General features: G+C 50.6%; 15 protein-coding genes. 8 read left to right on the forward strand and 7 right to left on the reverse strand.

Annotated features, from left to right (window positions below):
* The first annotated feature begins 73 nt into the window (after positions 1–73).
* A complete protein-coding gene (locus GN241_04210) occupies positions 74–571 on the forward strand; it encodes a glycine zipper 2TM domain-containing protein (protein XAT56630.1) in 498 nt (165 codons plus the stop codon).
* Between the two features lie 26 nt (positions 572–597).
* On the opposite strand, the gene GN241_04215 is transcribed toward GN241_04210, so the two are convergent.
* A complete protein-coding gene (locus GN241_04215; GenBank protein ID XAT56631.1) occupies positions 598–1,089 on the reverse strand; it encodes an aspartyl-trna synthetase in 492 nt (163 codons plus the stop codon).
* 108 nt (positions 1,090–1,197) lie between these two features.
* Here GN241_04215 and GN241_04220 point away from each other — a divergent pair, with 108 nt between their 5' ends.
* On the forward strand, positions 1,198–2,184 hold the full coding sequence (locus tag GN241_04220) for a D-glycerate dehydrogenase (GenBank protein ID XAT56632.1): 987 nt from the start codon (positions 1,198–1,200) through the stop codon (positions 2,182–2,184).
* A gap of 655 nt (positions 2,185–2,839) precedes the next feature.
* Here GN241_04220 and phbB read toward each other — a convergent pair.
* The 3 genes from phbB to GN241_04235 form a co-directional block, all read right to left on the reverse strand.
* Positions 2,840–3,562 carry an acetoacetyl-CoA reductase gene (gene phbB / locus GN241_04225; GenBank protein XAT56633.1) on the reverse strand — a complete coding sequence of 241 codons (723 nt, stop codon included), beginning with the start codon at positions 3,560–3,562 and terminating at the stop codon, positions 2,840–2,842.
* Between the two features lie 89 nt (positions 3,563–3,651).
* Positions 3,652–4,827, reverse strand: a complete 1,176-nt coding sequence (locus GN241_04230; protein ID XAT56634.1) for an acetyl-CoA C-acyltransferase — start codon at positions 4,825–4,827, stop codon at positions 3,652–3,654.
* Between the two features lie 205 nt (positions 4,828–5,032).
* Entirely contained in the window at positions 5,033–5,854 is an 822-nt protein-coding gene (locus GN241_04235) for an EAL domain-containing protein (GenBank protein XAT56635.1), read from the reverse strand.
* 85 nt (positions 5,855–5,939) lie between these two features.
* Here GN241_04235 and tag point away from each other — a divergent pair, with 85 nt between their 5' ends.
* The 4 genes from tag (at position 5,940) to GN241_04255 (ending at position 9,419) form a co-directional block, all read left to right on the forward strand.
* Positions 5,940–6,548 carry a DNA-3-methyladenine glycosylase I gene (tag, locus tag GN241_04240; GenBank protein ID XAT56636.1) on the forward strand — a complete coding sequence of 203 codons (609 nt, stop codon included), beginning with the start codon at positions 5,940–5,942 and terminating at the stop codon, positions 6,546–6,548.
* Between the two features lie 136 nt (positions 6,549–6,684).
* Complete coding sequence (rpsD, locus tag GN241_04245) at positions 6,685–7,305, forward strand: 30S ribosomal protein S4 (protein XAT56637.1); 621 nt, start codon at positions 6,685–6,687, stop codon at positions 7,303–7,305.
* A 114-nt stretch (positions 7,306–7,419) separates the two neighbouring features.
* Positions 7,420–8,505: a histidinol-phosphate transaminase gene (locus GN241_04250; protein ID XAT56638.1), complete on the forward strand. Its 1,086-nt coding sequence runs from the start codon at positions 7,420–7,422 to the stop codon at positions 8,503–8,505.
* Complete coding sequence (locus tag GN241_04255; GenBank protein XAT56639.1) at positions 8,502–9,419, forward strand: prephenate/arogenate dehydrogenase family protein; 918 nt, start codon at positions 8,502–8,504, stop codon at positions 9,417–9,419. Before GN241_04250 ends, GN241_04255 begins: the two co-directional genes overlap by 4 nt.
* 201 nt (positions 9,420–9,620) lie before the next feature.
* On the opposite strand, the gene fliD is transcribed toward GN241_04255, so the two are convergent.
* The 3 genes from fliD to GN241_04270 are packed head-to-tail and all read right to left on the reverse strand — an operon-like array spanning position 9,621 to position 12,247.
* Entirely contained in the window at positions 9,621–11,288 is a 1,668-nt protein-coding gene (fliD, locus tag GN241_04260; GenBank protein XAT56640.1) for a flagellar filament capping protein FliD, read from the reverse strand.
* A gap of 53 nt (positions 11,289–11,341) precedes the next feature.
* Positions 11,342–11,695, reverse strand: a complete 354-nt coding sequence (locus tag GN241_04265) for a hypothetical protein (GenBank protein XAT56641.1) — start codon at positions 11,693–11,695, stop codon at positions 11,342–11,344.
* 15 nt (positions 11,696–11,710) lie between these two features.
* Complete coding sequence (locus tag GN241_04270; protein XAT56642.1) at positions 11,711–12,247, reverse strand: hypothetical protein; 537 nt, start codon at positions 12,245–12,247, stop codon at positions 11,711–11,713.
* A 77-nt stretch (positions 12,248–12,324) separates the two neighbouring features.
* On the opposite strand from GN241_04270, the gene flgB reads away from it, so the two are divergent.
* Both flgB and flgC read left to right on the forward strand, forming a co-directional pair.
* Complete coding sequence (gene flgB, locus GN241_04275; GenBank protein ID XAT56643.1) at positions 12,325–12,711, forward strand: flagellar basal body rod protein FlgB; 387 nt, start codon at positions 12,325–12,327, stop codon at positions 12,709–12,711.
* Positions 12,711–13,127 (forward strand): flagellar basal body rod protein FlgC, encoded by a 417-nt coding sequence (flgC, locus tag GN241_04280; GenBank protein ID XAT56644.1) that lies wholly within the window; start codon positions 12,711–12,713, stop codon positions 13,125–13,127. Before flgB ends, flgC begins: the two co-directional genes overlap by 1 nt.

The raw sequence follows: 13,127 nt of genomic DNA on the forward strand, positions 1-13,127 counted from the left end.
AATCATTTGGTTTCTACGGCATGATATTGCTATATATCGACGGGCGCTCGCGATGACGTAACAGGAGAATACTATGAGAAAATGCGTGATAATATCGGTTCTTATGATCGGTTTGGCGGGCTGCCAAACTACCGGCGGCGGCGTTTCTCAAGCGCCTGGCGAGCCCGGCCGTAAAGAAACAATTGGCACGCTGAGCGGTGCGGTTGTGGGGGGTGCCTTAGCCAATCAGATGGCTGAGGGGTCTGATAATCAGCAATTTGCGACATTTCTGGGCGCCGTGGCAGGTATGGTAATTGGAGCAGATATTGGGGCCTCACTGGATGAGCTGGATCGCCGGATGATGAACAATAATTATCAAACCGCGCTTGAAACCTCGCCCACGAATACAGCCGTTGCGTGGAAGAACCCCGATAGCGGCAATAGTGGCAGCGTAAAGCCAACGCGCACGTTTTATCGCGCTGACACGGTGTGCCGTGAATATACGCAAGAAATCATCGTTGGTGGGCGTAAACAGCAAGGCTATGGCCAAGCCTGTCGCAGCGCGGATGGAGACTGGCAAATCGTCAAATAGACAAACGTGATGGTTTTAGAGCGCCGTTAATCGCGCAATTCGTTAGGGTAGACGCCCCAAAGCGCGTTTTTTGGCAGCCAGCCTTTAAATTGACCGGATCTTGCGCGGCACCAATCCAAGGTGCATTCATCGATGTTGACGATGACATTATGTTCAATCCGTGCGCGCAACGCACTGCTGCGATCGGGGCGTGAAAGCAACGGCTGCATGTCGGTCGTTACAATCGCACTGCGGACCCCGGAGAGCATCGAATAATGCACCCAGCCGCCGGCGCCGTCGATATCACGCACCCGACGCCAGTTCTCATATTCGGCATAAATTTCCAAAGGCATGTTTTTGCGTGTAAACACCCAATCAATCCGGTGTGATAAGGAAGGCCCGCGGCGGGCATGGGCTTTGCTGGCTTTCAAAGACACGTAGCGCGGCATGGGCAGATTGGTCACTGGGCCGCGCTCTTGTGCCCAGAGGCTGCCGGCCAATAAAAAGCTCAGAACGAATGGTGCTAGAATGCGCAGCATATTTGACGCTCGAAATCCTGTTTCAATTTTTTATCTAGGGGTTCTTGTGCCCTGATGCAACTTACGTCACTTTATGCGGGTAACAGCTGTGTCAGTAAAGAGGCTCATATGCCATCAGACAAACTTCGCGTAGCAGTAACGCGCCGTCTTCCTGAAGCGGTCGAAACCCGTATGAAAGAGCTGTTTGATGTTCAATTGCGCGATCAAGATATTCCGATGGAGCGGGCTGAGCTGGGTGCTTTGATGAAGACAATCGATGTTTTGGTGCCAACCGTCACCGATGATATTGATGCGGCTTTATTGGCGCAAGCTGGCCCAGATCTAAAGTTGATCGCTAATTTTGGGGCGGGTGTTGATCATATTGATGTGAAAACTGCCAATCAACGTGGCATTCTGGTTTCGAACACCTCTGGCGTGGTGACTGAGGATACGGCGGATATGGCGATGGCGCTGATGCTAGGCGTGACGCGCCGGATTCCTGAAGGTTTGAGCATGATGCAATCGGGCCAATGGTCGGGTTGGTCGCCAACCGGGTTTTTGGGGGGGCGCCTGGGAGGCCGCCGCCTGGGTATCCTTGGGATGGGGCGCATTGGCCAAGCGGTTGCGCAACGCGCGCGCGCCTTTGGCGTTCAAATTCATTATCACAATCGCAAACGTCTGCATTCAGAAACTGAAGGCCAGTTTGAGGCCACCTATTGGGAAAGCCTGGATCAAATGGTGGCGAGAATGGATATTCTATCGATCAATTGCCCCCATACGCCGTCAACTTTTCATTTGATGAACGCGCGGCGCTTGAAGCTTATGAAACCCAGCGCGGTGATCATAAATACATCCCGGGGCGAGGTGATTGATGAAAATGCCTTAACGCGGATGCTGGCAGCCGGCGAGCTGGCAGGTGCAGGATTGGATGTGTACGAGCATGGCACCGATGTCAATGCTGATTTGCGCCGTTTGGCAAACGTGGTTTTATTGCCCCATATGGGATCTGCCACGATCGAGGGGCGCATGGAAATGGGCGAAAAGGTCATCATCAATATCAAGACCTTTGCCGATGGTCATAGACCGCCTGATCAGGTTTTCCCGGCGATGCTTTAGGCCGCAAATGGCGGCGCACAACGCCGCAGTCGATGGCCACGCGCGTTGGCCTGGCATAATCGCATATGTTGCAGGTTTGGGGGCCAACCGGTTTAGACTATTGCAGGCGTTTGCCTTTTCGAGACGCTCTTAGAATTTGTTTTTTAAACATCCGCAATTATTGAATTATGCCTAAATTCGGATTTACCTCTATACAGTCCAGATCATTTTGCATCAGCACAGCTTATAGCTTATAGCTTATAGCTTATAGCTTATAGCTTATAGCTTATAGCTTATAGCTTATAGCTTATAGCTTATAGCTTATAGCTTATAGCTTATAGCTTATAGCTTACAGCTTTTGCAAAATTGCATTTAATCGATAAAGAAAGGTCATTTATCCATGCCCCTGCCTTTTTTATTAGGTGTGGATGGAAAGACCTGTTTGATCTTTTTGAAAAAACGCCGCGCCATAGCTGCAGATCAAAGAGATGCTGTCGGGGCGAGTGCGTCGCGCGGCAGAGGTGGCTCTCCACGTATCGCCGCGCAGGTTTTTACAATAGCCTGTGCTGACATGGCCTCCCCGCTCGCCTTAGGGAAAGGCTTATATATCTTGGGCAGCGTTTTGCGCACAGAGCGCTGCCCATGCCATAATCGTAAAGTAAGCAGATGCCTTGAATTACGCCAAATATTGCGCGCCATTGGCATTTAAAGTTGCGCCATTGATGAAGCCAGAGCCATCAGCGGCCAAAAACACCACGCATCGGGCGATTTCCTCTGCTTGACCAAGGCGCCCCGCTGGAATTTGCGCCACGATGCCGTCGATTACTTTTTCAGACAGATCTTTAACCATATCTGTGTCGATATATCCCGGGCAGATGGCATTTGCCGTGATCCCATATCGCGCGCCTTCTTGGGCAAGGGTTTTGGTCATCCCCAAGTCACCGGCTTTAGAGGCCGCATAATTGGCTTGAGCAAATTGGCCTTTTTGACCATTGATCGAGCTGATTGTGATCACTCTGCCAAATTTGCGCTCGCGCATGCCAGGCCAAAGCGGATGCGTCATGTTAAAGACGCCAGAGAGGTTGGTATCAATGACCTCGCTCCACTGCGCGCGCGTCATTCTATGGAAAGGTGCATCGCGCGTGATGCCGGCATTGTTGACCAGCACGTCGACAGGCCCCAGCGCGGCCTCAACCTCGGCAATGCCGGCGACGCAAGCATCATAATCGGCAACGCTCCATTTGAATGTTTTTATGCCATGCTCTGCCGCGAAGGCCGCCGCTGCGGCGTCATTTCCGGCATAAGTTGCCGCGACCTGATAGCCGGCAGTTTTCATTGCGATCGAAATAGCGGCCCCTATTCCGCGGGTTCCGCCTGTAACCAGCGCGACTCTTGACATTATTTTCTCCTAATATTTTTCATTCGTAATATTATTGCAAAAAATGTATATATTTAGCAATAACATTTCTTGATGGTTTTGTGATTTGCTCAGGGGCGTTCTAGGCACATGGCCACACCCATGCCGCCGCCAATGCATAAAGTTGCCAAACCTCTTCTCGCATTACGACGCTGCATTTCGAAAAGCAATGTATTCAAAATCCGCGCGCCGGAGGCACCAATAGGGTGCCCGATGGCAATGGCGCCACCATTGACGTTGACGATATCAGGATCCCAGCCCATATCTTTGTTGACGGCGCAGGCCTGCGCGGCGAACGCTTCGTTGGCTTCAACCAAATCTAAATCGCCCACAGACCATCCGGCTTTTTCAAGCGCTTTGCGGCTGGCATAAACCGGCCCAACGCCCATGATCGAAGGGTCAAGCCCGACCGTTGCATAAGAGGCGATCCGCGCCAAAGGCGTGATCCCGCGTTTTTCGGCCTTATCGGCGCTCATCAGCAAGGCACCCGCTGCGCCGTCATTCAAACCTGATGCGTTCGCGGCTGTTACGCTGCCCTCTTTTGCAAAAGCTGGGCGCAGCTTTTGCATCGCGTCCATTGTTGCCCCATGGCGGATATATTCATCCCTATCCACGACGATTTCGCCTTTGCGTGTTTTGATCACAACCGGTACGATTTCATCAACAAATTTACCCGTATTCTGGGCTGCTTCTGCCTTATTCTGAGAATTCACGGCAAAGCGGTCTTGCATCTCGCGGCTAATTTGCCATTTTTCCGCCACGTTTTCCGCGGTTTGGCCCATATGATAGCCATTGAAAGCATCCCAGAGACCATCGCGGATCATGCTGTCAATATAGCTGACATCGCCCATTTTGTGACCGGCGCGCAAATGCGCGACATGCGGAGAGAGCGACATATTTTCTTGTCCACCCGCGGCGACAATCTGCGCATCTCCCAGTTGGATATGTTGAGCTGCCAAGGCAACGGCGCGCAAGCCCGATCCACAGACTTGGTTGATGCCCCAAGCCGCGCTTTCAATTGGCAAGCCCGCATTTATATGCGCCTGACGGGCTGGGTTTTGCCCTTGGCCCGCGCTTAACACTTGTCCGAGAATTGTTTCAGAGACCTCCGCTTTCTCGATGCCGGCCCGCGTGACCAAGGCTTCAAGTACTGTTTTGCCAAGATCATGGGCGGGCGTCGTGGCGAGGGATCCGTTAAAGCTGCCAACCGCTGTACGGGCTGCAGAGGCGATTACGACATTGGTCATGGTGGTCTCCAAATTTGCATTGATAAAACAATTGAACGTGCTTGCGCGGCTGTTTAAAGCATATGCTGCATCGCAGCAACATAAGATTGCATTTTGCAGAAATCGAGCGCGCTGATGCCACGCAACGCGGTATAAAAGCGAACATGTAATATGTCTTATCACCGCGATTTTTAGAGATGCGCAAGGGAACTGGGCGGCGTTCTCGCTACGCGATCTCGGCTCCTGGCCAATCGAGCCTCAGTGTCGGGCGTCCGAAAAAATACCCTTGCTGGCATGTTACGCCACTCTTCTTTAGCCAAGCGCTTGTTGCGGATGTTTCAACCGCCTCGGCTATCGTATACATGCCAAGATGGCGCCCGATGGACAATAAGGCGTGCACCAAAACCTGATGGTCCGCATTATGCTCAACATCTTTGATGAATTGCCCGTCAATTTTTAAAAAATCGAACTGAAAATCCTTGAGATATCGAAAAGATGTGGCCCCGGACCCGAAATCATCCAATGCAAAACCAACCCCGCGTTGCGAAAATTCGCGCATGAACGGAATCACAATTTCGGGAAGCCGCATCGCAGAACCTTCGGTGATTTCCAAAATAAGCCGTTTGCCGATAGAGGGGGTGCGTTGCAGCGCCTTTGATAAAATGTCAGTCCATTTGTGATATCCAATCGAGCGCGCAGACATATTAATCGAAAGGTATAGGTTCGGGTGATCGCGCAGACGCCTCAAACCAAGGGCAATAGCATGGCAATCGATGGTACGCGCGATCTCTAACTCTTCGATCAATGGCATGAATTTCGAGGCGGGTATAATCTGGCCTGACGCCTCTCGGATCCGAACCAGCCCCTCAAAGCAGAAAACTGAATTGGGCTCTACGCTTTTGACGATCGGCTGGAAGGCAAGCAGGGTGTCGTTTTGATTTACAGCGCGGACCACCCTGCGCAGGATGTTTTTTTCATTTTGGGCGTTTGCGAAGGCTAAAGGAGACCTGTCTTCGCTGGACATATCCAGAGGATTGCCGATTTGCATGATTTACTCCATTCTGGATCCGAACAAAGCTTGCAAAAAATTAGATAACAAACCTCTAACAAAGCAAAAAAGGTAAGGGAATAAAATGGAAGATCGGTCGCGATGCGGTTGGCACGGGCAAGATCCGATATATTGTGCCTATCACGATACGGAATGGGGCGTTCCAGAAACCGATAGCCGGGCGCTTTGGGAAAAACTGATTTTGGATGGGTTCCAAGCCGGATTAAGCTGGATCACGATATTGAAAAAAAGGGATAATTTTCGCCAAGCCTTTGCTGGGTTTGATCCCAATATATTGGCAAGCTGGTCCGAAAAAGATGTTGCACGATTGCTGCAAAACCCCGGGATTATCCGGCATCGAGGTAAAGTTGAGGCAGCCCTCTCGAACGCAAGGGTGTGGCAGAACATCGAACAGCGCGTCGGGTTTGCAAATTTTTTATGGGCCTATGTGAAGTTTGCGCCTTTGATAAACCATTGGAAAAGTTTAGACGAGGTGCCCAATTACACGCCCTTATCCACGCAAATTTCAAAAGATTTAAAGGCTGAGGGGTTTAAGTTTTGTGGCCCGACAATCGTCTATGCTTTTATGCAAGCCACGGGGATGGTGAATGATCATTTGGTGGGGTGTTTTCGCCATTCGCAGGTGACGTTAAGGTCGGCTTCCTGCATTGAAAATTCACCTAATAAAAAATAGGGATGCAGGATTGACTCTGCCCTCTGGACCGATATAACCGCGTTTTCATTGGTGTTGGTGGCCCCCGCAAGGGGATGCCTGTCGGAAGAAATTCAGAGGACAACGCCCTTCGACAATTAACAGAAGGAGATCAGCCGTGACCAAACGCACGTCTGCCAAGCATAAAATTGATCGCCGCATGGGCGAAAATATTTGGGGTCGCCCCAAATCCCCCGTAAACCGCCGTGAATATGGCCCTGGTCAGCATGGCCAGCGCCGGAAAGCCAAGCTAAGTGATTTCGGTTTGCAGCTGCGCGCAAAGCAAAAGCTGAAAGGCTATTATGGCGATTTAACCGAGAAACAGTTTCGTCGGATTTATGCCGAAGCCGAGCGGATCAAAGGCGATACAGGCGAGAATCTTGTAGGCCTGCTGGAACGGCGCTTGGATGCGGTAGTGTATCGCGCAAAATTCGTGGCAACGATGTTTGCCGCGCGTCAATTCGTGAACCACGGTCATGTGACCGTGAACGGTCGCCGCGTTAACATTGCGTCATATCGTGTAAAAGAGGGCGATGTTGTTCAAGTGCGCGAAAAGTCACGTCAGATCGCGGTTTTGATCGAGGCCACCCAATTGGCCGAGCGCGATGTGCCAGATTATGTGGACGCAGATCATTCTAAAATGTCTGCCACATTCGTGCGCACGCCAAGCTTTAGTGATGTGCCATATCCGGTGATGATGGAACCAAACCTCGTGATTGAATATTACGCGCAGAATTAATCAAAGCGCATTCCTGTTTGGGGCCGTGGCAGGAAACTGCTGCGGCCTTTTGCGTTTTGGCGCTGGTGTTGGTTTCAGGGCAACGTTAAGAAGAAAGAGAGACGGAGGATGAGCATGGCAAAAATTTTACCGCAGCCTGGGATCAGCCAAATCGAGCTTTATCAGGGTGGTTCCTCTCATATTGATGGTGTGAGCAACGTGGTTAAACTGAGCTCAAATGAAAATCCGTTCGGCCCCTCTGATGCTGCGATAGAGGCCTTTCGGCGCAGCTCTTTTAATTTACATCGGTACCCCTCGACAGATCATGCGGGTTTACGCGCGGCGATCTCCGCCGAATATGATCTGGATCCCGAGCGCTTGATTTGCGGCGTGGGCAGCGATGAAATTATCACATTGCTCTGCCAAGCATTTGCTGGGCCGGGCGATGAAGTGATCCATACCGAACACGGGTTTGCGATGTATCGTATTTCTGCCTTGGCCGCTGGAGCCACGCCGGTTGAGGTGCCCGAGCGCGATCGTCACACGGATGTTGACGCAATATTGGCGGCCTGCAGCGAGCGTACGCGCTTGGTGTTTCTGGCCAACCCCAATAATCCAACCGGCACGATGGTGGCGGATCGCGAAATACAGCGTCTGGTAGAGGGGCTTCCGGCGCATGTGCTTTGCGTGCTGGATGGCGCCTATGTCGAATATATTGAGGGGTTTGACGGCGGCGCAAAGCTTGTTGAGGCGCATGAGAATGTGTTTATGACCCGGACCTTTTCTAAGCTTTACGGGCTTGGCGGGCTGCGCGTGGGATGGGGATATGGTGCCGATTTTGTGATTGAAACCCTGTCGCGGATCCGCGGTCCTTTCAACTTATCCGCGCCGGCATTGGCGGCGGCTGAAGCCGCGGTCAAAGATCAAGCCTATGTTCAAAAATGCCGCGATGAAAACAACCGTTTGCGCGCATGGTTGGCGCAGGCTTTAGACGCGCAAGGCGTTCCTTCTGATCGCTCCTTAGCCAATTTTATTCTGGCGCGGTTTCAGTCGCGGTCAGAGGCGGAAGACTGCGACCGCTATTTGAAATCGCAAGGCCTGATTGTGCGCGGGGTGGCAGGATATAAATTGCCCAATTGCTTGCGGATTTCAATTGGTGATGAAGCCGCTTGTCAGCGCGTTGCAGAGGCAATTACTCAGTTTAAAGGGGCCGTGTCATGAGCCAAATCTATCAGCGCGTGGCTTTGATCGGCTTGGGATTGATTGCCTCTTCGATGTATTGGTCGATAAAGCGCAGCGGCGTTGTCGGTGAGGTGGTGGGCTATGCCCGATCTGAAAAAACCCGCGAGACAGCGCGCCGCATCGGCTTGTGCGATCGCGTCTATGACAGCGCCAGTGAAGCGGTTGAAACTGCAGATTTGGTGGTGCTCTGCGTGCCCGTCGGCATTATGGGCGATGTGGTGGCCGAGATTGCACCTTCGTTAAAGCCAGGGGCCACGTTAAGCGATGTGGGGTCGGTAAAGCGGGCGGTGATTGATGCGGTGATGCCGCATGTGCCGGATGGGGTTGAGTTTGTGCCTGCGCATCCTTTGGCCGGCACCGAACATTCGGGCCCTGAAAGCGGATTTGCCAGTTTGTTTGACAATCGCTGGTGTTTAATCGTGCCTAGTGAGAATAGCAGCAAAGAGGCTGTTGATGCGCTACATCGCTTATGGCTTGCGATGGGGTCTAACGTTGATTTTATGGATGCCGATCATCACGATCGCGTTTTGGCCGTTACCAGCCATACGCCGCATCTTATCGCCTATACGATGGTGGGTGTGGCGGATGATTTGGGCCGCGTCACCGATAGCGAGGTGATTAAATATTCAGCTGCGGGATTTCGCGATTTCACGCGCATTGCAGCCTCTGATCCAACGATGTGGCGGGATGTGTTTTTAAGCAATAAAGAGGCGACGCTTGAGATCCTTGGCCGCTTCACAGAAGAGTTATTTGCGCTTCAAAGGGCTATTCGAACCGAAGATGGTGATCATTTACACGCGTATTTTACCCGAACCCGAGAAATTCGACGCGGTATAATCGAAGCCGGTCAAGATACAGATGCGCCGAATTTTGGGCGCGGTGATACTTCATAATGCGCAAGACCTAATGCTTTACTAAATCCCGACCCTATTAAGGGTTTGTGGCGCCACAATCGTCTGTGGGTTAATCGGCACCTCATGTTAAGCGGAGTTTTTTAAAACCCAGCGCTGAACTTTTATCTCAACAGCGTTACAAGGTTTAAAAAGGCAACACAGCATGTAAATTGGGCAAAACTGGGGAAGCCTCTGGCAACTCTAGTCTTTCTTATTCCATGCATCCATCATAGACGTTAGATATTCGCCGGTTTTATTGAGCTGCGTTACCATGGCCTCCATTGATCCGAATTTGGTGTTATAATCATTGGTCAATGCCTCGATTTTTGCATCTAGATCGCTTTGATCATCCGCAAAGGTTGATATGTCTTCATTTAGCGCGTTGGTGCGGGTTTTAATATCACCCGAAGAGGCGGTGAGAGATGTGACATAATCCTGCAGCGTGTCGATCAAGCTTCGTCCGTAATATACTGTTCCGCTTGTTGCGGTATCGGTAACCAGCGTGACGCTGAGATTATCCGCATCGCCAGTGGTGCCGGTGAACACTTTTTGGCTATCGCCATTCGTAACTGCGGTTAAGGTTTCCCCGTTTAAGGTGGCCGTGCTGCCGCTTGAATAGGCAAAACTATAGGCCCCTGCCTCGGGCGGGTAAGCGCTGATCCCGCTGGCTGTCAGATTTGCAATACTGGAAGAATATTTTGACGAAAACACCACATCCAAGATGTCTGGATTGGCGGTGATCGCGGCTTCAAACGCATCTTCATCTAAAGAGAGGCTGCCATCTCTTTCGGTTTGCACACCCAAATTTGCCAGATAATAATCCGTGCCACCAAACCCTGTGATTGCCGTTGTGGTCAATGAAGATAATTTACGCAGGATGGATTGGGCTGTTACATCGCCGGCCAACACCCCCGGCTCTGCGCCATTTAGGCCGCGTTTTGTTTCTTCGGTGAGGAATGATTTAATAGTGTTCAGGCTGTCTAGAAAGCTTTGCATCCGCGTGCTGGCATCGTCTGTTTCTAACGATGATGCAATGGTTACGGCATCTGATGTCACGGCCGTCAGATCCAGCTGATATCCGCCAAACAAATCGGTGACCGAATTTGACGAGCGCGTCACAGATAATCCATCCACCGTAAAGGCGGCATCCGCAGCCGCTTGGGTCAGTGTTATTGGGCTTGAACTCGCATCGGATCCGGACGTGTTGAACTCTTGTAACCCATCTGAGCTGCTCAGTGAAAAAGCGTTCGCTGTTCCAGTGTCTGAGCGTAAGATCAGGGCCAACCCGCCGCTGCCGGTTTGATCGACCAACGTGGCTTGCATGCCAGTGATTGCGTTAATTTCATCTACCAAATCTTGCAGCGTATTATTGGATGAGCCAATGGTAATATTTGTACTGCTCCCGTTGATTGTAAGACTTATTGTGCCAGTGTCGATTGTGCTTGAGGCGCTAAGCGACCCTGAATTGAGCAAGGACGCATGCGTCAAGTCAAAGGTTGTGACTTGACCGGCTGCCAGCGCTGAGACTTCAATTTCAGAATACACATCGTTTGCGATCGTTTCATCTGTGACAGATAGGATAACGGCGGTATTTGAACTAGCGACTGAGCGCGCTGTATTGCTTTTCAACGTGGTCAGCTCGGTGTTCAAGGTGTCGAGCTTTGATGTCAATGTTCCAAAGGCCGAGATCGCAAGGTTCGTGCTTTCAACCTTTTTGGTAATCTGCGATTGCGCAACGGAAGTTTCCGCATTGACCAACCCCGTCACCAAGCTTTTTAGATTAATGCCCGAACCAGATTGGTTGACACTGGATATGATCTCACTGCCAGTGGTGGTGGTGCCAGATGTCGAGCTGCCTGTGCTTGCCACTTGATCTTCCCTCGCTTTAGTTTGTTAACGGAGAAATTGAAGTTTTGTTTAGTTTACATCCGAAAACTTGAAACGTCACAATATAAAATTGACACCAGCGCGTCTAGTTCGCGCAGCAACCGCTTCTCTACGCGCTCAAGCGTAAAGGTCTCGCTTTGTTTTTTGAACATCACGGTTTCTTGGGTTGCTTGTAAAATTTCAAGCGTGCTTTCGCCATTTGCGTTGGTGAGAACGACGTTCTCGCCGATTTTGATATCGTTAAATGTCAGTTCAATGGTTTCTCCAGATGGCGATGCGCAGGCATATACGTCATAAGAATAGCGCACCAGCAGGTTGGATGAGGTCACGGCGTAAAATACGCCAATGGCAACAGAGAGGATAACCGCTAATGTCAAAAAAGATTTCATCGCGCTAGGTGCATTTTATGCAGTTTCTTCCGCGGGCTCTTCGACCGCCTCGGCCATGCCATCCTCGATAAGTTTTTTTGCAGCTATTTGTTCAACGGCAACTGTCGACTCAGCGGAAAGCTTTATACCGTTAATTTCGGTTTCCTTAAGAAGTTTAAGCTTCACCCATTCAACGGGTGTATCCTCTGGTGCTTCTGGTGCTTCTTTAACTGTATCGCCGGCGGCTTTTGCCATCAGGTTTGCTTTTGCTGTCAGATTGCTCTCGGTGCCTTCTAATAGATTGAGCACTTCGCCCATATCTATAAACTCACCGCGTTTTAGCCCCAGAGTTCGCTTTTTCAAGATTTGGATACGGTAGATCAACAGATCCAAGCGCATCGTAAGATCGTCAATATCTTGGTAAATTTGTTCCAGAACTGAAAGGGATTTTCCCAAAGGCTGCTTGCTTAGTTTTTCTGCCAGCAGTTTCCCCAAATCAACGTCGGGCGTCCCTGCCGAAGCTTTTTTTGACTTTGGGGCGGTTTTTTTTGCGGGCTGCCGGGGCTTGGCCATAACCAACATCTCCATTTTGGCACAATACTTGCAAGTTTCTTCCTGAAACAAAGTTTGGCAGGAACGTACGTTAGAATATGCAAGTTCTCAAGGATTATATTAGCTTCAACGCCGATGCGCTTAAACTGCGCGATCGTCGGAACATGATCATTGGTTCAAACATAGCCAATGCGGCAACGCCGGGTTTCAAGGCGCGTGATATCGATTTTGAACAGGTTTTAAAGGCCAAAGCGGGTGAAGGTACGCTGAAAAGGTCGTATGAACAGCATTTTGGTTTCAGCGGTGCGGCCTCCTCTGAGAAGCTCAAGTTTCGTCAATCAATGAATCCATCTGCCGATGGCAACACGGTAGAAATGGCGGTTGAGCAGATGGAGTTTTCGGAAAATTCTTTGCGATACATCTCGTCTCTTAACTTTCTCAACAAGCGGCTTAGTGGCTTGATGACGGCGATAAAGGGCGAATGATGAGCAATATTAAAAACATATTTGACGTTGTAGGTCAGTCGATGGGCGCGCAGATGGTGCGCCTGAATACGATTGCTTCAAACCTAGCCAATATGGAAAGCAAGGCAAGCACGCCTGAAGAAGCTTTCAAACCAATCCGTCCGGTTTTTGAAACTGTTTTTAGCGATCAATATGAAAATGATGGGATGGCAAGCGTTACCGCCGATGAAATTATCGCGTTAGAGCGTGAAGCAGAAAAGCTTTATGAACCAGGTCACCCGAGCGCGGATGCAGATGGCTTTGTGTATAAAGCACCGATCAATTCGGATGAAGAAATGGTCGAGATGATGGAAGCCAGTCGGCTATATCAAAATAATTTGGAAGTTCTATCGACTATGCGCGCCTTGATGATGCGTACGATCGATATGGGCAAATAA

This window comes from Rhodobacteraceae bacterium IMCC1335, from assembly GCA_039640495.1.
GTDB lineage: Bacteria > Pseudomonadota > Alphaproteobacteria > Rhodobacterales > Rhodobacteraceae > Thalassovivens.

Coding starts and splice junctions, on each gene's coding strand:
- tag (XAT56636.1), top strand. CDS start 5,940: ATGGAAGATCGGTCGCGATGCGGTTGGCACGGGCAAGATCCGATATAT.
- GN241_04235 (XAT56635.1), bottom strand. CDS start 5,854: ATGCAAATCGGCAATCCTCTGGATATGTCCAGCGAAGACAGGTCTCCT.
- GN241_04215 (XAT56631.1), bottom strand. CDS start 1,089: ATGCTGCGCATTCTAGCACCATTCGTTCTGAGCTTTTTATTGGCCGGC.
- GN241_04250 (XAT56638.1), top strand. CDS start 7,420: ATGGCAAAAATTTTACCGCAGCCTGGGATCAGCCAAATCGAGCTTTAT.
- GN241_04255 (XAT56639.1), top strand. CDS start 8,502: ATGAGCCAAATCTATCAGCGCGTGGCTTTGATCGGCTTGGGATTGATT.
- phbB (XAT56633.1), bottom strand. CDS start 3,562: ATGTCAAGAGTCGCGCTGGTTACAGGCGGAACCCGCGGAATAGGGGCC.
- flgC (XAT56644.1), top strand. CDS start 12,711: ATGAGCAATATTAAAAACATATTTGACGTTGTAGGTCAGTCGATGGGC.
- GN241_04220 (XAT56632.1), top strand. CDS start 1,198: ATGCCATCAGACAAACTTCGCGTAGCAGTAACGCGCCGTCTTCCTGAA.
- flgB (XAT56643.1), top strand. CDS start 12,325: ATGCAAGTTCTCAAGGATTATATTAGCTTCAACGCCGATGCGCTTAAA.
- GN241_04265 (XAT56641.1), bottom strand. CDS start 11,695: ATGAAATCTTTTTTGACATTAGCGGTTATCCTCTCTGTTGCCATTGGC.
- GN241_04270 (XAT56642.1), bottom strand. CDS start 12,247: ATGGCCAAGCCCCGGCAGCCCGCAAAAAAAACCGCCCCAAAGTCAAAA.
- GN241_04230 (XAT56634.1), bottom strand. CDS start 4,827: ATGACCAATGTCGTAATCGCCTCTGCAGCCCGTACAGCGGTTGGCAGC.
- GN241_04210 (XAT56630.1), top strand. CDS start 74: ATGAGAAAATGCGTGATAATATCGGTTCTTATGATCGGTTTGGCGGGC.